General features: G+C 61.5%; 16 protein-coding genes. 9 read left to right on the top strand and 7 right to left on the bottom strand.

The annotated features are described in order from the left end of the window. The first annotated feature begins 3 nt into the window (after nucleotides 1-3). Nucleotides 4-678, top strand: coding sequence for an MBL fold metallo-hydrolase (locus ACW4QM_RS07690; protein WP_161127344.1), 675 nt, complete (start codon nucleotides 4-6; stop codon nucleotides 676-678). Between the two features lie 79 nt (nucleotides 679-757). Here ACW4QM_RS07690 and ACW4QM_RS07685 read toward each other — a convergent pair whose 3' ends face one another. Continuing rightward, nucleotides 758-2,446, bottom strand: a complete 1,689-nt coding sequence (locus ACW4QM_RS07685; RefSeq protein ID WP_455798347.1) for an FAD-dependent oxidoreductase — start codon at nucleotides 2,444-2,446, stop codon at nucleotides 758-760. 212 nt (nucleotides 2,447-2,658) lie between these two features. Here ACW4QM_RS07685 and ACW4QM_RS07680 point away from each other — a divergent pair, with 212 nt between their 5' ends. From ACW4QM_RS07680 to ACW4QM_RS07670, 3 genes are all read left to right on the top strand, one after another. Next, complete coding sequence (locus ACW4QM_RS07680) at nucleotides 2,659-4,143, top strand: response regulator transcription factor (RefSeq protein ID WP_455798346.1); 1,485 nt, start codon at nucleotides 2,659-2,661, stop codon at nucleotides 4,141-4,143. Between the two features lie 150 nt (nucleotides 4,144-4,293). Continuing rightward, on the top strand, nucleotides 4,294-5,349 hold the full coding sequence (locus ACW4QM_RS07675) for an inorganic phosphate transporter (RefSeq protein WP_302234082.1): 1,056 nt from the start codon (nucleotides 4,294-4,296) through the stop codon (nucleotides 5,347-5,349). Between the two features lie 18 nt (nucleotides 5,350-5,367). Then, the gene (locus ACW4QM_RS07670; protein ID WP_022740373.1) at nucleotides 5,368-5,997 is read left to right on the top strand and encodes a DUF47 domain-containing protein; all 630 of its coding nucleotides are present in this window, start codon (nucleotides 5,368-5,370) and stop codon (nucleotides 5,995-5,997) included. 319 nt (nucleotides 5,998-6,316) lie between these two features. Here ACW4QM_RS07670 and ACW4QM_RS07665 read toward each other — a convergent pair whose 3' ends face one another. Both ACW4QM_RS07665 and ACW4QM_RS07660 read right to left on the bottom strand, forming a co-directional pair. Continuing rightward, nucleotides 6,317-7,474 carry a trimeric intracellular cation channel family protein gene (locus ACW4QM_RS07665; RefSeq protein WP_302234081.1) on the bottom strand — a complete coding sequence of 386 codons (1,158 nt, stop codon included), beginning with the start codon at nucleotides 7,472-7,474 and terminating at the stop codon, nucleotides 6,317-6,319. An 8-nt stretch (nucleotides 7,475-7,482) separates the two neighbouring features. After that, nucleotides 7,483-8,481 carry a zinc dependent phospholipase C family protein gene (locus tag ACW4QM_RS07660; RefSeq protein ID WP_302808107.1) on the bottom strand — a complete coding sequence of 333 codons (999 nt, stop codon included), beginning with the start codon at nucleotides 8,479-8,481 and terminating at the stop codon, nucleotides 7,483-7,485. Nucleotides 8,482-8,863: 382 nt separating this feature from the next. On the opposite strand from ACW4QM_RS07660, the gene ACW4QM_RS07655 reads away from it, so the two are divergent. From ACW4QM_RS07655 to ACW4QM_RS07645, 3 genes are all read left to right on the top strand, one after another. Then, nucleotides 8,864-10,141, top strand: coding sequence for an aspartate kinase (locus tag ACW4QM_RS07655; RefSeq protein WP_022740370.1), 1,278 nt, complete (start codon nucleotides 8,864-8,866; stop codon nucleotides 10,139-10,141). Next, the gene (locus tag ACW4QM_RS07650) at nucleotides 10,142-11,191 is read left to right on the top strand and encodes an aspartate-semialdehyde dehydrogenase (RefSeq protein WP_173112298.1); all 1,050 of its coding nucleotides are present in this window, start codon (nucleotides 10,142-10,144) and stop codon (nucleotides 11,189-11,191) included. Between the two features lie 635 nt (nucleotides 11,192-11,826). Continuing rightward, entirely contained in the window at nucleotides 11,827-12,918 is a 1,092-nt protein-coding gene (locus ACW4QM_RS07645; RefSeq protein WP_455798345.1) for a hypothetical protein, read from the top strand. A 348-nt stretch (nucleotides 12,919-13,266) separates the two neighbouring features. On the opposite strand, the gene ACW4QM_RS07640 is transcribed toward ACW4QM_RS07645, so the two are convergent. From ACW4QM_RS07640 to ACW4QM_RS07630, 3 genes are all read right to left on the bottom strand, one after another. Next, nucleotides 13,267-14,025, bottom strand: coding sequence for a TlyA family RNA methyltransferase (locus ACW4QM_RS07640; RefSeq protein ID WP_302808109.1), 759 nt, complete (start codon nucleotides 14,023-14,025; stop codon nucleotides 13,267-13,269). 156 nt (nucleotides 14,026-14,181) lie between these two features. Beyond that, nucleotides 14,182-14,817 (bottom strand): 4Fe-4S dicluster domain-containing protein, encoded by a 636-nt coding sequence (locus ACW4QM_RS07635; protein ID WP_302808110.1) that lies wholly within the window; start codon nucleotides 14,815-14,817, stop codon nucleotides 14,182-14,184. A 24-nt stretch (nucleotides 14,818-14,841) separates the two neighbouring features. Continuing rightward, nucleotides 14,842-17,124, bottom strand: a complete 2,283-nt coding sequence (locus ACW4QM_RS07630; protein WP_455798344.1) for a molybdopterin-containing oxidoreductase family protein — start codon at nucleotides 17,122-17,124, stop codon at nucleotides 14,842-14,844. Between the two features lie 246 nt (nucleotides 17,125-17,370). Between ACW4QM_RS07630 and ACW4QM_RS07625 the strand changes: the two genes are divergently transcribed. Beyond that, nucleotides 17,371-18,927 (top strand): helix-turn-helix transcriptional regulator, encoded by a 1,557-nt coding sequence (locus ACW4QM_RS07625; RefSeq protein ID WP_302808112.1) that lies wholly within the window; start codon nucleotides 17,371-17,373, stop codon nucleotides 18,925-18,927. A gap of 5 nt (nucleotides 18,928-18,932) precedes the next feature. Here ACW4QM_RS07625 and ACW4QM_RS07620 read toward each other — a convergent pair whose 3' ends face one another. Continuing rightward, a complete protein-coding gene (locus tag ACW4QM_RS07620) occupies nucleotides 18,933-19,844 on the bottom strand; it encodes a TatD family hydrolase (RefSeq protein ID WP_455798343.1) in 912 nt (303 codons plus the stop codon). A 331-nt stretch (nucleotides 19,845-20,175) separates the two neighbouring features. On the opposite strand from ACW4QM_RS07620, the gene ACW4QM_RS07615 reads away from it, so the two are divergent. Then, nucleotides 20,176-20,490: a hypothetical protein gene (locus ACW4QM_RS07615; protein ID WP_114539982.1), complete on the top strand. Its 315-nt coding sequence runs from the start codon at nucleotides 20,176-20,178 to the stop codon at nucleotides 20,488-20,490. Nucleotides 20,491-20,920 lie beyond the last annotated feature (430 nt).

The following is a 20,920-nucleotide window of genomic DNA, read 5'->3' as shown; positions in this document are numbered from 1 at the left end:
GAAATGGCGACGGATTTGTATGAGATAAGTGGATTGTGCGTCGATGTCGAGTATATGGTCATGGGCGTGCTCGCCAACAACGTGTACATCGTATCCGACGGCGAGGGCACTATGGTGGTGGATCCGAGCTGCTCGGTCGACAAGATTCTCGCGGCCCTGGGTGACCGCAAGCTGGACGCCATCGTGCTCACCCACTCCCACTTCGACCACACCGGCGCCGCCGCCGAGCTGCGCGAGGCCACGGGTGCGCCCGTCATCGCCTCGGCCGTAGACGCGCCGCTTATCGAGGAGCCTCGCGACGAGGATCTCTCAACCCGCGGCGTTCCCTGCCCCGTGGATCGCACGGTTGCCCACGGCGATGTCGTGGAAGTGGGGAACATGAAGTGGAAGGTCATCGCGACGCCCGGCCACACCCCCGGTTCCATTTGCCTGTTCGATATCCCGCAGTTCGGCAACCATCCCAAGGGGCTGCCGGTGCTCATCTCGGGCGACACGCTGTTCGCCGGCACCGTCGGCCGCACCGATTTCGCAGGTGGATCGATGGCCGACATGCGCGCTTCCTTGAAGAAGCTCGCGGCCCTGCCCGATGACACGGCGGTCCTTCCCGGCCACAACAACCTCACCACCATCGGCGCCGAGCGCCGCCGCGTCTTCGCCCTCTACGGCGACCCCGAGTAGGCCCTGCAAAAGACGCCCCGCGGGAGGGGTGCGGGGCGTCGGGGGGAGGGCTATATAGGGGTGAGGAGAACGGAACGCGCTAGGCGGAGATCGCCACCACATCGGCCTCGGTGATGGGCGTGCTCGCCTCGAGCTTGCCGCCAGTGGCCGCCTGGATGCCGCAGATGCGACCGGTCATGATGCAGTGGCCGGCGGACATGCCGGCCTGGTACATTGACCAGTCGGGGGCGCCGCACAGCTGGCCGGCCGAGAAGCCGGTGACCCACAGGTTGGGGATGACCTCGCCGCCCACGCCACGGGTGGCCTGGTAATTCTCGTTCACGGTAGCGCCGGCGCACAGAGCCGAGACGCGCACGTGCTTGTGGATGCCCCAGTAAGGAGCTTTCTCGATCTTCTTCAGGTACTTGGCCTGCTTGCCGAAGTCGGCGTCGAAGCCAGCATCGCACAGCTCGTTGTAGCGCTCCACCGACTTCTTCAGGGCATCGGCAGGGATTCCCAGCTTGCCAGCCAGCTCGTCAAGGGTGTCGCAGCAGTAGGTGTCGATGAGCCCCTCGATGACATTGGCGCCGCTCTCGGGGGAGCGATCCATCTCAACGTCGGGCATGTAGTTTTGCATCTTCTCTTTCTCGGTGGGCTTGCCGCCCCACTCGGTCACCTGGGCAATGTAGTCGTCGTCGAAGATCTGGGAGTACCAGCCGGGTTTGGGCTGGTTGCGCAGCACGCAATTGATCTCCTCGAAGATGCAGTCCTCATTCATGAAGCGCTCGCCGTTCTCGTTTACCGTGAGGAACGGCTCGTCGAACATGGGGCCGGAATCGAAGTCGTGCATCATGTGGGAGTGACCCACGGGCACGAACCCACCGCCGATGGCCATAGCCATGAGGATGCCGTCGCCGGTCTTGTTGGTTTGCTTTCGGTCGAAGTCCTTCACGTCGGGGCAGTAGCGCTCCACGAGGCTCTGGTTGTTCTGGTAGTCGCCCGTGGACAGGATGACGCCCTTGGTGGCATTGAACTTGATGTAGTCGTTTCCGCTCTTGCCGATGACGCCGGTGACGGCGCCGGACTCATCGGTGACCAGCTGCACGCCAGGAGTGGAATAGAAGAACTCCACGCCGCGCTCGGCAGCCATATCGGCCAAGTGCTCGATCATGGTGCCGTTGTTGTAGGGTTTGGGGCCGAACATGATGGAGCGGCGCGAGCACTTCGATCCGTCCTCGTACTCGGTCACAGCCGTGGGGCGTACCATGTAGGGCGGGAATCCGGCTTCTGCGGTGCGCACCTGCATCCAGCGGATGGCCTCACCGGAGTACTTGGCGTAAGTTTCGGCCAAGCCGCGGTCGGCGCGCCAGCCGCAATCCTCCAGAAAGCCCTGGATGTAGTTCATGACGCCCTGCTCGTCGCTCTCGTCCAGAAGGACGCCGGAGCAGGTGCCGCCCTGGGAAATGGGCTTCGATTCTTTTTGGAGCACGGCAACGGTGGCGCCCTCCTCAAGGGCCGACAGGGCCGCCGGCACCCCGCCGGTTCCGGCGCCGACCACTACGACATCGTAGGTTTTCTCTTCGCTGAACTCCGTGATGGGTTCAATCTCGACGGGTGAGTCTTCGAAGTCGCTCGCCTGCAGCCCCGCCGGGTACTCGATGCCACCAGTTTCAGCGGTCTTCGGGTTCTCTCCGCCACTGGGAGCGCAGCCGGCAAGTCCTGCTCCTGCCGCTCCTGCGGCGCCCATAGCGAGCGCGCCTTTCAGAAAGTCTCGGCGATTCAATTCCACGATTCCCTCTCCTTTCGTATTCGGTCGTGCGGAACGACGGCGCGGTACTGCTGCACCCGACTTTGCGAGTGATGACGTCGCCCCGACGCTTTCGCGCTCTTCAAAACTATCAGAAATGGCGCTCTTTTCGCCTACTACAAACGGTATGAACTTGCTGATACCGCATCGGTTCATACTGTTTTTCTGATATAACAGGGAAGGGAGGATGATAGATGGATTTCGTTCGGCGTTTTGCCGCGTGCACGCCTCAGAGCGCCTCGGTTGTGGCGGGTCTCGCCTGTGCGCTTATTATGATGGAAGTGCAGCGGATGCCCGTGGCTCACAGCGTGAGCTTTTCTATGTTTGCGCCTGTGCCTTATTTGGCTGAGGCGTTCGCACTGATGGTATTGGCATTTCTGGTTTGGCGTTATCCTGCTCGTCGGTTGAGCAACAGTGCGATATTGCGCGGAGCTGTCGGCTTTTTGGCGACGCTCTCCACGTGGCTTGTTCTGTGGGGGACGGGGCTCGACGAGACGCTCATGTTTGTGGTTCGCGCGGTTTACCGGGCTTCTACGGGGCTGCTTGTAGTGCTGTGGGCCGAGCGGCTCATGGGACTTGGTTCGTGGCGCGAGGGGTGTCTTATTGCTGCTGCGATCATAGTTTCCGGGGCGCTTACTTGCCTGCTTTCGGTTGTTCCGGCCAATGTGCTGGAGGGCATTCTCGTGCTGCTTCCTCTTGTGGCTGCAGGGGCCTTTCTGACATATCGGGGCCGACCGGGAGACGGAAGTTCCTCGGCGCTTCCCTCAATCTCTCCGGCAGAGCATCATCCGCTTCCCGCTTTTTCTCTTGAAACGACGCGGGATATTGTTGCCGCTGCGGGGCTTCTCGCCTTCCCGCTTTTGTGCCGTAGCCCCATGATCTCGACGCAGTCGGCTTGGATGCCGTTGCAGGATGGCTTTACCATGGATCAGGCCATGCAGCTCTCCATTGGTGCCGGCACTATCCTGGGCGGGGTGGCAGTAGCGCTTATCATTCGCTTCGCCTGGAATCGTATCTTCGTGCTTGTGCTTGATCTGCTTGTCTTGCCGTTATCGCTCGTCTCGCTCTATACTGCTCAGCTGGTCGGTATGCTGTTCGTGCTTCATTTCCTTATTGTGGACTCCACCTACAAGGTTGTCCTGTTCTATATCATGATGGTGCCGTTTTTGTTTCCAGAGATGCGAAAGGGCCCGCGCTCGGTGGTGCCCCTCTATGCTTCCTTTGCCTTTATGATTGCCATGCGCGCTCTTTTCTCGGGTCTTCATTCCCTGCTGCCCGAATCGCTCTACGCTACGTTGGTGGCAGTAGTGGTGCTGCTGTCCTTTGCTGGAGCAGCCTTGCTCGCTTTGCTGTTGGTGCATCGCCAGATGACTCGGCGGGAACCATCGCCAGAGGCGACGCCTTCGCAAGTGAGCGGTGCGTCCGAAACGTCCCCTCTCGGGCAGCGTCCCGACATCGTAGCGGCTTGCAGCGCTTTGGGCGACCGCTTCGAGCTGACGCCGCGCGAGCGGGAAATATTCCTGCTCTTGGCTCAGAATTACCGGGCGCCCTATATCGCTGAGAAGTTGGTGGTGAGCCAATCGACGGTGAAGACGCATATGCGGAACCTATACGCGAAGCTCGGTGTCCATTCGCAAGCGGAGTTGCTTTTGCTCGTGGACGAGGAGGCTGCGAAGTAGCACCTCGAATAGATGGTGCGATTTCTCCCGCCTCTCGCACCCCTGATTTTTCAAAAAAATTGGCAGTCTGTCTTGCTGACGGCGTGTCATAGGGTAGACTTGGGCTACTGCGCATTTTCTGGGTGCAGCTTATCTGTTGGAAGGAACTCCGTGACGATCGAGTGGACCTTTTTCCTCTCCGAGCTTATGCAGAACCCCATCCTTCTGGTGGTGACCCTGCTTAATATCGGCGTTATCATCGTGAACGGCGCGACGGATGCGCCCAATGCCATCGCCACGGCGGTCTCCACCCGGGCCATGAAGCCTCGGCACGCCATTATCATGGCGGCGGTGTTCAATTTCCTGGGGCTTTTGCTCGTGTCGCTGGTCTCCACGGCGGTAGCCCATACCATTTTCTCCATGGTGGACTTCGGCGGCAACTCCCATCAGGCCCTGACGGCGCTCATGGCGGCGATGGTCGCCATTATCGTCTGGGGCGCGGCGGCCTGGTGGTTCGGCATCCCCACCTCCCAGTCCCATTCGCTCATCGCCGGCCTCACCGGCGCGGCCATCGCCGTTCAGGGTGGCCTGGACGCCATCAACGGCGCCGAGTGGATGAAGGTCGTCTATGGCATCCTGCTCTCCACGCTGCTCGGGTTCGGCCTGGGCTGGATCAACTACAAGGTCATCGGCCGTATGTGCCGCAATGTGGATCGCCTGAAGGCGAACTCGTTCTTCAAGTGGGCGCAGATCTGCTCTGGCGCCGGGGTGGCTTTCATGCACGGCGCCCAGGACGGCCAGAAGTTCATGTCCATCTTCATGCTGGCCATCATGATGACCGCCGGCATGGGCATGGATCTGTCGGGCGTGGCTATGCCCATGTGGCTTATGATCTTCTGCGCCTTCAACATGGGCTTCGGCACGGCCGTGGGCGGCGAGCGCATCATCAAGTCCGTGGGCATGGATATGGTGAAGCTCGAGGCGTTCCAGGGATTCGCCGCCAGCCTCTCCACGTTCGTGAGTCTTATGCTCGCCACCTTCGGGGGCTTGCCGGTTTCCACGACGCACACCAACACGACGGCCATCATGGGCGTGGGGGCCGCGAAGAGCCCCAAGTCCGTGAAATGGTCTATCGCCATCGATATGGTGAAGACGTGGGTGCTCACCTTCCCCGGGTGCGGCATCCTGGGCTTCGCCTGTGCCAAGTTGTTCCTTATGATCCTGTAACACGAGAAGGGAAGTCCAGTGGCCAAGAAACACAAGTACGATTACTTCGACGCCTACGAAGAGCTGTCCGATCTGGCCGTGCAAGAGGCGAGCGTCCTTGTGCGCGCCATGGAGAACTTCACCGATGCCGCTGCCCTGCGCGCGGTGCTCGATGAGGCCCATGCGCTCGAGCACGCCGGCGACATGATCAACCACGACATCTACAAGCACGTCGGCAACGACTTCATGCCGCCGTTCGATCGCGAGGACATCGTGGCTTTGGCCGGCGCGCTGGACGAGATTCTGGATGAGATCGAGGACGTGCTGCAGTACTTCTACATGTTCGACATCCATCAGATTCCCGAGGACGCCCTGCGCTTCGCCACCCTCATCCGCAAGTCGTGCAAGGCCGTGGACGCCGCCATGGAGGATTTCCGCAACTTCAAGAAGTCGAAGAACTTCAAGCAGCTGGTCATTCAGGTCTCCGACAACGAGGAGGAGGCCGACGCGCTGTACGTGGAGGTCATCCGCAACCTGCACGTGAACCACGCCGACGAGCCCATGCACGTGCTGAAGTGGTCGCGCCTGTACGCCTTCATGGAGAGCTGCTGCGACGCCTGCGAGCATACCGCCGATCTCATGAGCACGATTCTGTTGAAGAATATGTAGGCTCAGGATCGGGGAATCGGTACACCTACGTAGGGGCGGCGCTTGCGCCGCCCTTTCTGCATTGGCGGACGTTCTGGCTCGGGAGTGCCGATCGAGGCCGGCCCCTACGGGGATGTCTGCAGGCCAAGCGGCGGGCTTGTCCAGTGCGCGGCGACGGTCGCCGTATTTCCGTGCAAGATTTTTCGTTAGAGAGAGCGCGTCCGGGCGATTCGTGCAGGATTTTGCGATAGGGAGACTCTAAATCGGTTGTAGGATCGCCTCGGCCTCTCCCTATCGCAAATTCCTGCACGAATTTGGTGTACCCGGTGACGGGAGAGCGTCATGAACGCTTCTTCTGGTCGCGGGGGTTGTGCTGGGGCTTCTTCGGGTCGGGGGTTTGCGGTTCGAAGGGGTCGAAGGCCGGTTCGTCGTCGGCTTTTCGTGCCGCGTCCGCGTCGGCGCCTTCCGCGCCTTCCGCGCTCTTCGAATCCTTGGCTTCCGCGGCGGAATCCTTCACCGCCGCCTGCGGGCCGGTGCGGCGGGGCTCGTGGTCGAGGCCGATGATGCGGTAGAGCTCGTCGCGGTCGACGAACAGGCGATCGGAGGGATCGGGGGCCGGTTCGGAGGCATGCTCGTCCTCATCGGCCAGGGGCACCACGAGCTTGTCCATGAGCACGGTGGGCTGGAAGTGTTCGCCGTCGTCGTCCATCCAGCGGCCGCTCAGGCGATCGTAAAGCTTCTTGCCCTTCCTCTTGAAGCGATCGAACTTGGTTGTGCCCTGGCGCTCGCGGGCCGTTTTGCCTATGGGCACGTGTACCTTGCGCGCTATGAAGCGCATCGGTCGCGCCACGCTTTCCACCACGGTGTCCGAGTAGTCGCGGGGCGGCTTGGTGCGCCAGCCCATGATGAGGGACAGGTAGCGCAGAACCATGATGAGGCCGGCGCACAGGATGCCCGCCGTGTCGGGCAGGATGCCGTTGGCCTTCAGCGGGCAGTAGACCATGCAGCCGATGAGGGCCGCGCTGCCGTAGATGGGGCCGGTTTGGAAGGCGACGGGCGGCCGGTTCATGAGCACGTCGCGGGAGATGCCCCCGCCGATGGAGGTGATGGTGCCGAGCACTACCGAGGGGATGACGGTAAGGCCCGCCGAGAGGCTCTTCGACGCGCCGATGATGGCCCACAGGGCTACCGAGATGTTGTCCAGGAGGTCGACGATGGGGTCCAGGTAAGTGGCCAGCTTGCCGAAGTAGAACACTGCCACGCCGGCCAGGGCGCAGGACAGGAGAAACCAAGGGCTTTGGAAGGCGTACAGGCCGTAGTTCTGCAGCAGGATGTCGCGGATGATGCCGCCGCCCATGCCGGTGATGCAGGCGATGGCCACGGTGCCGAAGATGTCGTAGCGGGCGCGCACGGCGGACATGCCGCCGGACAGGCCGCCGGTGACGGTGGCGGCGAACTCGAACCAGAAGGGGAGGTCGAAGGCGGTCTCGAGGGTCATGAGCATTCCTACCGATTCCGCACGTCGGGGACGTCGTCGCCGGCCGCGGCGTCTTCCACAGCCACGACGAGGGCCACCACGGGCTCGCCGTAGAAGTTCACATCGGCGGTGAGGCGGTGGGAAGCGGCCAGATCGAAGTCGTCGGCGTCCATGACTTTAATGGCGCTCAGGGCGCCTGCGCGCGCCTGGTCGTACAGATCCCAGAAGCTGGCGCGGCTGACGGCCTCGGTGGCCGGATGGTGCCAGGGAGCGCGCTCGCCGTTGGCGAAGGCGGAAGTGGCGCGCTCGGCGGCCCGGTGGCTCATGGCCCCGGTCATGGCGTGGGGGCGCACGAGGCGCTCGGCAGCGGAAAGCACGGCGCGCTTGGCGCCGGTGGGGGAGTAGAGGGCCCGCTGGGCCGCGCGCTCGGCTCGCACGGCGCTTTTGAACATGGTTTTGGGCATCGTGAGGCCGAAGGCGTCGTCGACGGCTCCGGCGTACAGACGGCCCACGGTATCCAACATGCTGTCGCGTCCGCGCAACACCGAGGTGGCGGGATGGTAGGTGGTCACGGTCTCGCCGCGCTTGGCCGTCAGCACAAGCTCGTCCAGCTCGGTCTCGATAACGGCGTGCACCTCGTGGGCGTCCTCGGCCGTAAGGCCTTCCACGCCAGCGCCGCACAAGGCATCGACCTGGCTAATGATGAGCGGATGCACCGTGCTGTCCAGCAGGTAGTGGCACACGTAGCCCAGCGCGTAGGCGCGTCCGACGGAGCGCTCCTGCGCCGGCAGCTCGCGCACAGCGCTCTTCAGGGCCACGAGGAATTCTGCCGGGCGCGTCCGATGCAGCGTTGAGGCCAGCTTTCCCACGCGGCGGTAGCGCGGATCGGGCGCGACGAAGAACAAAGGATCGGGGCCCTGGTTGCCCAAAAGGAAGGCCTCGGCCGCATCGCGGGAACCTCCGATGGTATCGAAGGTCTTGCCGTACACGTCTTTCCCGAACAGGTCGTGCGTGATGATGGCCGGCATGGCTTCTCCTCTCCGATGGCGTTGCCCGATGTTGAATGCAAAGCGATCATGATAGGTACACAGGCCATCATAAACAATGGTGCGGCCGCCAGCGGACGGTGGGTGTCGTCCGTCGGAAAACCGACATACTAGGTAGACGGAGCAGACGGTGCTCCTTTGGCGAGCTGGCCGGCGTCACCTGTCGGGGTGGCCGGGGGTGCCTCGGCGGGGTGGTCGGCATCCCCGGGGCCGGATGGCCGCTCGCCGCCCGTGGCCGCTGATGGCATTCCGACCGAAGATGCGCCCGTACGGGCTGCGCTCGCCCTCATTGACCTTACAACTTTGCTATAGTGGTGCCCACTTGCATTTTCGACTAGTTCCGTATCGAAGGAGAGCAAGCGCAATGGCTCTGATCGTCGCGAAATTCGGGGGCACGTCGGTTGCCTCCCCCGAGCGCATCAAAAACGTCGCCAAGCGCCTGGTGGGCATGCGCCAGCGCGGGGACGAGGTGGTGGCCGTGGTGTCTGCCATGGGCAAGACCACCGACGAGCTCATGGGGCTCGCCTCCGCCATCACGACGGCGCCGCCGGCCCGCGAGCTGGATCGGCTGCTGTCCACCGGCGAGCAGGTTTCCATGACGCTTCTGGCCATGGCCATCGAGGCTTTGGGCTACAAGTCCATCAGCTTCACCGGCCGCCAGGCGGGCATCGAGACCAACGGCACGCACAACAAGGCGCGCATCGTGAAGGTGCACAACGAGCGCATCTTAGACGCGCTGGACGATGGCGCCATTCCCGTGGTCGCCGGGTTCCAGGGCATCGACGCCAACGGCGACATCACCACGCTCGGTCGCGGCGGGTCGGACACGACGGCGGTGGCCATCGCCTGGGGCATTAATGCCGACGTCTGCGAGATCTACTCCGATGTGGACGGCGTCTACACCACCGACCCGCGCATCGCGCCCCGGGCCCGCAAGCTCGATTCCATCTGTTACGACGACATGCTGGAGCTCTCCAGCGCCGGCTCGGGTGTGCTGCAGAGCCGCGCGGTGGAGTTCGCCCGCAAATGGAAAGTGGTCATCCATTCCCGCTCCGCGTTCTCGGAGGCCGAGGGAACCTACGTCAAGGAGGAGTACGAAATGGAAGAAGCCGTCATCACCGGCATCGCCAGCGACACGTCGGAAGTGAAGGTGACCATCCGCCAGGTACCCGACGCGCCGAATGTGGCCGCCCGCGTGTTCGGGGCGCTGGCCGCCGCCAACGTGAACCTGGACATGATCATCCAGAACGTGTCCGAGGCCGGCTTCACCGATATCTCCTTCACGACTCCCGGGGCCGATCTGCCCCGCGCCAAGGAGACCATGGAGCGCATCGTGCCCGAGATCGGCGCCCGCGAGTTCATCGTCGACGAGGACATCGCGAAGGTGTCGCTCGTGGGCACGGGCATGAAGTCGTCGCCGGGCGTCGCCTCGCGCACGTTCCAGACTTTGGGCGACAACAACATCAACATCGTGGCCATCTCCACCTCGCCCATCCGCCTGTCCATGATCGTGGACGCGGCCCAGGCAGTACAGGCCGTCCAGTGCCTGCACACCGCCTTCGGGCTCGATTCCGACGACGTGTTCGTGGAAACCCAGCTTTCCGCGGAGGAGATCGCCGCCAAAATGAAGAAAGGACGTTAAATGACCTGGACGAAGGAAACGCCGGCAAACCCCGTGGTGGCTGTGGCCGGAGCGACGGGTGCGGTGGGGCAGGAGTTTTTGCGCGTGCTGCACGACGTGGATTTCCCGGCGAGTGAGGTTCGCGCTCTTGCGAGTGCGCGCTCGGCTGGCAAGAAGGTGCCCTTCGAGGGGTGCGGACTCGTGCCGGCCGGCGAGCTTACCGTGCAGGAGATGACGCCGGAGTCCTTCGAGGGCGTCGACATCGCGCTGTTCTCAGCCGGCGCCTCCGTGTCCAAGGAGATGCGCGAGGCGGTCACCGCTGCCGGCGCCGTCATGATCGACAACTCCAGCGCCTTCCGCATGGATGAGGACGTGCCGCTGGTGGTGCCCGAGGTGAACCCCCAGGACGTGGCCTGGCATTCCGGCGTCATCGCGAACCCGAACTGCTCCACCATCCAGATGGTCGTCGCGCTGAAGCCGCTTTACGACCTCTCCCCCATCAAGCGCGTCGTGGTGTCCACCTACCAGGCTGCTTCCGGTGCCGGCGCGCCGGCCATGGCCGAGCTGTACGACCAGACCCGCGCCTTCCTGGACGGCACTCCCGAGGACGAGTTGGAAATCTCCGCTTTCGCCCACCGCATCGCTTTCAACACCATTCCGCATATCGACGTCTTTTTGGACGACGGCTCCACCAAAGAGGAGTGGAAGATGGTCGTCGAGACCAAGAAGATCATGGGCGACCCCGCCATCGAAGTGGCGGCCACTTGTGTGCGCGTGCCGGTGCTGCGCTGTCATGGCGAGGCCATCAACGTGGAGTTCGCCGATGAGGTGACCGTGGAGGCGGCCCGCGCGGCGCTCGAGGCGGCCCCCGGCGTGGAAGTGATGGATGACACCGCGAACAAGGTGTACCCGATGCCTGGTCTGCTTGTTGGCACCGACGGCACCTTCGTCGGACGTTTGCGCAAGGATCCGACCGTGCCCCACGGCATCGCCTTCTGGGACGTGGCCGACCAGATCCGCAAGGGAGCGGCCCTGAACGCCGTGCAAATCGCCCAGCTGCTTCTGCCGTAGAACAGGCGTCATCCTGAGCGAGCGAAGCGAGTCGAAGGATCTCCAATGGAGTCCCGCTATGGGGCTCCATTTTTCTGCGCGGGCCCGTGCGGCGGCATTGTGCCTACTGGGTCTCGGACAGTCATCGGTCTTTTGCGCGTATCTCGCCCGCGCCGCCTATCGCGATGATCCGAACGACTGATGGCCCGCTCGGTCAACGAACCCCTCGGTTTCTGCATGAGATCTCGAGTTATAAGCGTCTCGGGAGTTGCTGAGGGGCCGGCGCGAAAGCACCGCAGTTCTGCGCGCTTCTCTGAACTGGTGTTTTCCAAAAGTCCTTTCTAGCTGTGATCTTTCTTGGAAAGAGATGACGCTTATAACTCGAGATCTCATGCAGAAAAGGGCATCTTCGTTGACTGAACCCGTCGGCAATCACTCTGCGTGAACCGCCAATGTTCTCAGGACGGTCGTTGCGCTTCGTTTTCCCGTGAGCGAGGACGGTTCGTGCGAGCTACTTCTGCCAAGCAGTTCAGGCCTTCTTTCAACGTGCAAAGGCGCGGTTGCGATAAAAGTAACTGTTCTGCTCATGAATGTCGGTTCGGCAGATTTACCGCATGTACGCCTCGCGACAGCTAAAGCCTGTTATCTTGCAGCACATGGAAGTGATCTTCAGTCATACAACAGCTTTGGATTTTCTCAGGATGTGGTCGTGCAATCATCCTCTGGCTTTGCGTGCCTTCCACGATCTGCGTTCGCGTGATGTGGGGCACCTTCCTTCCTCCCATTTGAAGGGCTTCAGCTCGCTTGCCCGTGCCGCAGATACCGAGGCTGCTGTTCGTGCGGCCATCGAGAGTGCGAAAAGGCCCAGCCTGAAGCGAATGCTCGAAGAGCTATGGGGCAACGCCACGGTCGAGCGCCCTCTTCACGTTCTCGCGCGGCCCAAAATCGGGCGTCATTCCACGAAGCGTGTTTGCTTCCATCAGCTTGCTGCGCCGCTGCCGCGTGGGGCCTTTCTCGAAATCGCTCCCGGCGTGGCCGTATGCTCTCCTGAACTTGTGTTTGTCCAACTGGCCGAAACCCTCCCTATGGGCGAGCTCATTGCTTTGGGATATGAGTTTTGCGGATGCTATCCCCTTGAGGCGAATCGTTCGGGCGCGCTCGTGCGGGCGCAGCTTACAACGCCGGCCCGACTCTCCGCGTTCGTTAACCGCGTCGAGCGCATGAAAGGCCTGCGGAAAGCGCGCATCGCTGTTCAGTTCGTCTACGCGAAATCTGCTTCTGCCAAGGAGGCGGAAATGGATGCGTTGCTTATGACGCCCATGCGGTGGGGCGGTTTGGGCCTGCCTCCGGCACTCGCCAACGAGCCGGTTGCGCTTTCGGAGGAGGCGGCGCGCATCGCACGGGGCGATCGGGTGGTATGCGACCTTCTGTGGCCGCAGGCCCGCGTTGCGGCGGAGTACGACGGCCTTGCCTTTCATGGCGGGCGACATCAGCAGGCGCGTGATTCCCGGCGCCGCGACGCCCTCATCGCCGATGGCTTCGATGTTGTAACGGTTACGTCTTCGCAGATCGATAGCGTCTCAGAGTTCATCGAGATAGCCGACGCCCTCTCGCGCAAAACAAGAGGCAGAACTCCTGTGCGCCCTGTCTCGTTTCTCGACCGCCATCTGCAGCTTCGCCACGAGCTGCGCGCATTTCACCACCAGCACTTTCCGCCAGTCTCCCCCTCAGAAGAGGACGATGCGTAGCTCACGTTCGCAAACCGTGCGGCCTGCTGAGATGGGTCAAGCAAGAAGGCGCTTCGTGCGGCCGAGTTCGGGATGGGTGCCGGAGCATCACTTGAAGATGATCATCGGCCTTCGGTCGACGAGCTGCCCTGAAATTGCAGCAGATCGCGAGTTGTAAGCGTCCGATGTCGAGATGCCGAACGGAATCTTTTTGATCTGAAGAGCGTGACCTGGGGGTTTGCTGAAAAGATCCTTCGAAGTGCCTCAATGGGCTGCTCGCAGACGCTTATAACTCGAGATCTCGTGCAGAAATTGGAGGGTTCGTTGACTGAACCCAATGCGAGTCGCGGAATCGCCGCAGGCTCCTTCTCAGATTGCCTCGGACTTGTTGCGAAAGACGGCGCGGACGAGGTATTCCACGTTGCCTTCGGGGCCGGTGATGGGGGATTCGACCACCCCGGTTGCGGTGAACCCTGCGGCGGCGAGGGCGGCCTTTACTTCCTCCACAGTGCGCAGTCGCACTGCCTCATCGCGGACGACGCCCCGGTCGGTCTCGTCGTGGGCCGATTCGAACTGAGGTTTCACCAGGCCGATGAAGATCGTGCCCGGGCGGCTGAAGCGGGGAAAGAGGGGGGCGAGTGCTGCCAGGCCGATGAAGGATACGTCGATGACAATGAGGTCGAAGGGTGCTCCGACCTCGGCGGGATCGGCGTCCTTGATGTTCGTGCGCTCGAAGACGGCCACTCGCGGGTCTTGGCGGATCTTCCAGGCGAGCTGCCCGTAGTTCACGTCGAGGGCCGCCACGCGCGAGGCGCCCGCCTGCAGCAGGCAGTCGGTGAAGCCGCCGGTGGACGAGCCGATGTCCAGGCAGTTCATGCCGGCGACGTCCTGCTTGAACGCGTCCAGCGCCCCCTGGAGTTTCTTGCCGCCGCGGGAGACGAATTGCTTGCGGCCGCGAATGAAGATGTCGGCTGTGGGCGCGACCTTTATCGCGGCGCTCGTGGCGTACACGTCGTCTACCCGCACCTCGCGCGCCATCACGGCCCGCAGCGCGGTCGCGCGGTCGGGAAACTTCCCCCGCTCTACCAACAGGTCGTCCAGGCGCATTTTTTTGAGCTTCGTAGTCATGGGGCTATTATAACGCGAGCGTCTGCGTGCTCGATGCGATGAGCCGATCTCGTTGGCTCCCGCTCGAGAAAGGGGCGGCACAGAAAGGCGCTCCAGCCTTGAAGCGCCTTTCTGTTGGCGATGAGAAACGGGCTAGAATCCAACACCCGGCATTCGCTAGACCGTGAAGGCCTCGTCGAGGTTGTTGGTGCCGCTGTAGAGATAGTAGACGTTGGGCTCGGTACCGACATTTTCCAGGAGCCGTTGTCCGCTGCTAGCAGCTTTTGCCACCGCAGATGTTGGATCGTCCAGGTCACCAAAGATGCGGGCGTCGGCGACGCAGGTTTTCACGCACAAGGGCTCATCGCCGTTTTCGCGGCGGTCGGAACAGAAGGTACACTTTTCGGCGACGCCTTCCGTTCGGGCCGCAAAGAGTATCTTTTCGGGTGGCGTGGGGCCTGCGTCTCCGTGATTCGACTCGATGGTTCCCAGAACGGTACGAGCGTGGTAGGGGCAGGCGCTCTCGCAGGAGCCGCAGCCAATGCACTGCGATTTGTCCACCTGGATGACCCCCTCATCATCGATATAAGTGGCTCCAGTGGGACAGGCGTCGAGGCAGGCGGGGGAACTGCACTGCATGCAGAGGGTGGGCAGATAAGTTATCTCTAGAGCGGGGAAAGAGCCAGTAACGTATTCTTTCACGTGAGACCACCGATCGCCTGCCGGAAGAGCGCGGGATACGGCGCAGCCTACCGAGCAGGCGTGGCAGCCGATGCACCGGTCGAGATCGATGACCATTCCAAGACGTGTCATAGTGAATCACTCCTTACAAAAGCGCTAGGCTTTGACGACTTCGAGCAAGAATGAGGAGATGTCCGGCGATTGGGAAATTGGGTCACGGGCGACGTTGTCTACGAGCGCATTCATGTTGCTCTCCGGCGCGTCCCAGGGATTACCCCAGCCGCCATCTACCCAGGCGACGCCAGGCATGACACGCTCAGAAATGCGAAGAGTGAATAGCGCCTCTCCGCGATGGGAAAGTGCTTTTACTCGGTCTCCGTCTGCCAGGCCGCGGGCTTTGGCATCGGCCGGTGAGAGTGAAAGCTCAGGCTCGGGGTGGTTCTCCAAAAGATAGGGATTGTTGCGATACTTGTAGTGTACGAAATGCACGGTACGGCGGTTGGTGCCGACGAGGGGGTAGTCTTTTGCAAGCTCGGGACTGCCCTCCGGCGTTCCGAATCCCGGTACGTAGTTCGGGAGCGGATCCTGGCCGTTTTTTCCGAAGGGGAGGTTCAAGAGCAGCACTTTACCGTTGACGGTATCGAAGCCCGGTTCACCATCGGGGCGTAGGCCGCCCGTTTCATATTTGCGGTACTCATGGGTGCCCACGATGCGCACGGGATCTTGCTGGTAGTCGGCGAGGGTGAGTCCGCTGGGGGCGAGAGCGTATTCAATGAACTCTTCGTCGGTGGACCAAGGGTAGTCCTCGTCGAGTCCCATGGCTCGCGCGAGGCCGAGCTCCATCTGGTATGGTGTCATGCATTCGTGAAGCGGCTCGATGGCCGGTTGTCGCAGGGCCACTACGGCACCTTGCTCGGAGGGATAGGTGCGGTAATCATAGCGCTCGGCCCAGGACACGTCGGGCAGCACTACATCGGCCAGTTGGTTGCAGGTTTCGGTCATGAACAGCTCGGTGTAGCAGATGAAATCGAGGGTTCGGAGCAGATCGAGATTGCGGTGGTAGTCCCCCTGAGCCATGATGGTGTTGGTGTGGTAGCCCATAAGCGCTCGGGGTGTGTATGGCTCGCCGGTTTCGATGGCATCCAGGGCGCCCGGCAGACCGTTTAGGAACAGCGGGTAGCGTTCCGCATTCACGTTGGGCGCCTCCACCTTCACGGTAGTCTTGATGCCCGTGGGATTGCCATTCTCTACTGCTACGGGATGGCCCACTACCGTAGGGAAGCAGACGTTGCAGCCCTCTTTGTCCAGTTTTCCGCAGATGGCTCGCAAGCAGCCGATGGAGCGCACGGCCTGCACGCAGTTGCTGTGGAGAGCCAGGCTGTTTCCCTCGTGCAGGGCCGCCCGCTCGGTGGTGGCATACAGGCGCGCGAGTTCGCGGATGGTGTCGGCTGGGACGCCGGTGATGGGTTCGGCCCACTCGGGAGTGTACTGCTCCATGCAGGCGCGATATTCATCGAACCCGTGGCACCACTGCTCGACGAACTCGTGGTCGTAAAGGTCTTCCGCGATAATGGTGTTGGCCATGGCGTTAGCGAGCGCTCCGTCGGTGGAGGGCTTTATGGGAATGAACTGATCGGCCTTTGCGGCGGTCTCGGTGAAAATGGGGTCGATGACGATGAGCTTGGCCCCTCGTGCCTTGGCATCCAAGATGGGGGAGGCGTTGCCGTGCTTCCCGTAGCACATATAGGCGCCGGGACGTAGGGAGGCGAAGGGGTTGCCGCCCCAGCAGATAATGAGGTCGGTGTTATTGTAGTCTTCCTCATCGCGGAACCCATAAGTGGTCTTGAGCGCCACAAGTCGCGGCACAAAGCACAGATTCGGTGCTCCCACCATGTTGTTGGTGCCGTATCGGGCGTAAAACTCGCAGAAGGCGTTGCGTACGATGTTCTGGACAGGCGCTCCGTTCGTGTACAAGAGGGTATGAGCGCCGTACTTCTCTTTGATGGCGCTCAGCTGCTCGGCGATGTAGGCGAACGCTTCATCCCATGTGCATTTCTCCCACTTCGAGCTGTCGCCACGGTATTGCGGATCGCGCTTCATGGGGTACTTGAGGCGATCGGGCGAGTAGATGACATCGACGAAGGCTTGGCCTTTCGGGCAAAGGGCGCCTTTATTGAAGGGATGGTCGGGATCGCCCTCGATGGACACAGCCACCCCGTCGGACACGGTAACCACCACCCCGCAGTCGTTATGGCAGTTGCCGCAGGTGGTGCGCACCCGGCTCACGTTGGTAAGCGCCAAGGGCGTTTCTGGCTCGTGGGCCTCGGGTTCGGACGCTTTCTCATGCTGGGGCTGGCAGCCGACAAGGCCGAGCGATCCTAGGGCCACCGCTCCGGCAGTGGTGGTGAGAAACTTTCTCCGACTTAAATTTGCGCTCATTTCCCTCTCCTCTCTCCGTAGGGTCTTTGGCGGGCTCGCAAATAAATAGGCGACGCGGCAGGTTGTCTGCTCTGGTCCGTATTGCGGGCATACTAATTGTGCGACAAGGGAAAAAGGGAAACTTCACCCCGCTGGTGGTAGATCGAAATACCACCCAGGTGAGAAGCGATAGTATGGTAGTGGTAGGATGGGATTGTTCTAGGGGAATACGGTTGCTCGAGCGGTTGCATGTACGGAGGGGGCGTCATGGTACGTACGGGATGGGGAGATCTCTTTTCGGACGATCGTCGGACGACGGTTTTGCGCGCTGCTGGTCTTGGCTGCTTCTTTGTATGGTTCTGGGCCGCCCTCCAAAACCCCGACATCCCGCTGTATCGCCCAGCAGGCCTGCTGTCTGATTCGGCTTACTGGCTTTTGGCGTTGGCGAGTGCTGTCGCCGCTTGTGGGGCGGCGCTCGCTCTGGCTCGCCGGCGATTGGCGGGTAGGAAAACGATGGAGAGCGGCTTGACGTTAGGTCTGACAGGGCTTTACGTGGCTGTTTACGTACTCGCTGCCGTTGGAGGAACGCGAAACGCCCTCGATGGAGTTCTTATTGTGGTAACGGGCGTATTGGCGGGTTGGCTGTTCGTTTCCTGGGGTGTCTCGGTGGGCTCTCGCAATCCCCGTGCGGTGCTGTTCGTCACCTGTGTCGCCTCTGTTGTTGCCTTCGTGCTTGTTGCCATGTTGTATCAACTCGAGAGAATGTGGTATGCGGTGGTCATTTCTCTTCTGCCGCTCGTATCGGTGGGCCTGCTTCTGGCGGCTGGTGTTGAGCCGGAAATGGACATCGGTCCCGATGGGCCGTCGGGGAATGCTTCGTCGTTCCGCCAGCGGCTGAAGCTTCTTGCGACTATTTTTGCCCAAGGTATGGCATTCGGGCTCCTGCACGCCCTTTATGGCAGCGTTTCCCTGGAGAAATGTTCCGATCCTTTCTGTCCGCTGCGGTTTCTGAATGGCTTCTTCCCTTCGGTGGCAGTGGAGAACTTCTACGGATTCATGAGCATCTTCGGCGTTCTGTTGGCTGCCGTGGTAGTGCTTGTCGGAGCCAGCATGCTGAGACTCAACTTTCGTAAGCTCATCTACGTAGTGGGATTCCCCCTTATGGCCTTAGGGTTCCTCGTGTTGACGGCCGATGCAGGTCTGCGCACCCCGGGGGCGACGAGTCATGCATCCGGGGTGAATTTCACTATGGGCGAGGTGGTCTATGTAGCTGGCTACTATTATGCCGTTATTACGATGTGGGCCTTGTGTTCGTATTTGGCCCGGACTGGAAAGGACGATCGGGCGGTCTTGTTCGCCTGGACGGGCTTGGCGCTCTTTCTCGGGCAGTTCGTGGGTTTTCTCGTGAGTGCGGCAGTGGGTTTCGCGGCGTTTTCTGGTGCCGTATTCTGCGTCATCGCTCTGTTCTTGCTCATGCTCGTGAGCCTGCTTATTGCTACGGATGAGGGTTTGTGGGGAGAATGGGGCGGTGCGCGTCCCGATGACCGTGATCGGCCGAGCGCCTTTAAGGCTGCCTGCGAATCTATTGCTCGAGAGAGCCGACTCACGCCGCGAGAGAGTGATGTGTTCGTCCTGCTAGCGCGTGGCCGGAACGCTTCTGTGGTTGCGGAGCAATTGGTGGTTACGAAAGATACGGTGAAAACCCATAGCCGTAGCCTCTATCACAAGCTTGGGGTGCACTCTCAGCAGGAGCTCATTGATCGGGTGGAGGCTGAAATAGATCTCTATCGCGACCAGCGTTTTCGTCCAGGCAAGAAGAAGTAGGGGGGCTAGCTTTTGAGTAGAGCTGCGCTAGTTGCATCGAGCTTCTGGATTAGCAACCGGCGATCCAGCCCCTTCAGTTGCGCGATGCCGGAAAGGGCGTTGTTCAGCTCGGCGCGCCAAACTTCGGCGGGTAGGTTGTCGTCCTTGCGGGCGGGCATGTCGGTTTCCAGGAGTAGCTGACCTAGGGGAATCTGCCGGGCGTATTCGCGTCCGCGCCGCGACGCCAGCATGCGCGGCCCCACCGAAAAGAGGCAGCCAAGCTTGACGGCTCGATGCAAATCATCGGAAGTGCCTGAGAACCAGTGAAAGATCACGCGATGCAGCGCAAAGGTGCTGGCTTGTTCGAGCGCATCGAGTGCTGCTGCGGCGGCATTGATGGCGTGGATGGAGATGAGCTTCGGCGCAGTGTCGGTGGCGCTGCGGGTGAGGGTGCCTTCGCTGGGTGGGTTCGCCTCGGGGCTCGTGGTTGCGATACAGGTTCGGTTTTGCCCGCTGGTTGCTGTCGCGCCTTCGGGATTGGTGGGTGCCAAGGGCGCTGCGGACTCGTTGCATGTGGCCAGAATACAGGCGAAAGCGCTCGTCTGCAGGGCACGGCTCTCTTCCGTATCGCGCGGGCCGGCGAAGTCGAGCCCGATCTCCCCGATGAATCGGGTCGTGCGCGCAAGCTCGCAGAACCGGGCCAGCTCGGTTTCGCCCACGCGCCCGTCGGCGATCCACCAGGGGTGTGCGCCCAGGGCCACAGCGACGTTCGGCGCATCGGCCAGGGCTGCGCGCAGCTGCTCGTATTCCGTCGGCTCCACCGTGCACGAGAGCGCGCCGATGCCCGCTTGCGCCCCCTCAGCCGCTACGGTGGCAGGTGCGGGTGCAAATCCCACATGGCAGTGCATATCGTAGAGTTTTTCCATGAACAGCAGCATACCACGGCCGAAGGGGTCGCCGCGAAATCGATGAAAACATGGAAGGTAGCGCAGCGTTAAGCGCGAGGCGGATGGCGGCAGTCAGATTTGGGCTGGCATGCAGAGGCGCAGTCGGGCCGAGGCGTCCTGGGAGAACTCCGCGGCGAGTCCGCGCGCGTCAGGCGGCTGTCTCGTACGGGTCGCGCGCAGCTCGCCGATTCTGTGGGCACGCCGTGGCAAGTGGGTAACGGATGCCGTCATGCCGTTAAAGAGGTTGACGTGCGGCCCGGGTGTTCTAGAATCGACAACCGTACGGAACATACGACGATTTGCAAAGGAAGCGATCGATTTTATGGCGGAGCTACTCGAGGCCATCATGCTCATCTGCTTCGGTCTGTCATGGCCGTTGAACGCGTACAAGAACTATCGAGCCGGCACAGCGGTTGGTACCAGCTGGCAGTTCATCGCGCTGATCACTGCCGGTTACTTCGCCGGTATCGCGGCCAAGTTCGTTTCCGGCAACCTCAACTGGGTGCTGATCGTCTACTTCATCAACGTGGTGTGCATTGCCGCCAACTGGCTCGTCTACTTCCGCAATCGCCGCCTGGACGCGCAGCGCTCAACCGAGGTGGTCATGGAGGAAGAGTCTTTCGTCGTGGTGGCCTAGGCTGTCACTGTCCTCTACTCCTCGTCGAAAGGCATCTCTTGTATCCTTGAAGCGCCGTAGTCTCTCCTGCCTCTCTAGATGCAGAAGGTTCAGTGCGCGCTGACGCAATTATGCGCGAGGGACGGAAGCAGCATTTAGCTGGCAGCTAATGCGGAGGACTCCGCGACTCTTTAGAATAGGATGGATTTGAGTCGCGTTTGCGTTTCTGCGACACTCCCATTCTTTTCTGATGGTTCGGATATACCGATCGAGCTTGATTGGAGTATGCCATGCTTATTAAATGTCCCGAGTGCGGCGCCGATGTGAGCAACAGGGCTTGCGCTTGTGTAAAGGTACTGTCAATAATCTTGCGCAAATTCCAGCAGGCGACCGCCAGCCGTCGGCATGATCACTCGTCCAGCAGCGACACGTCCAGATACCTCCTCGACCC

This window comes from Adlercreutzia sp. CNCM I-6207 (assembly GCF_977072305.1).
The sequence above is the reverse complement of the archived record's forward strand: the minus strand, read 5'-3'. Positions and strand labels throughout refer to the sequence as shown.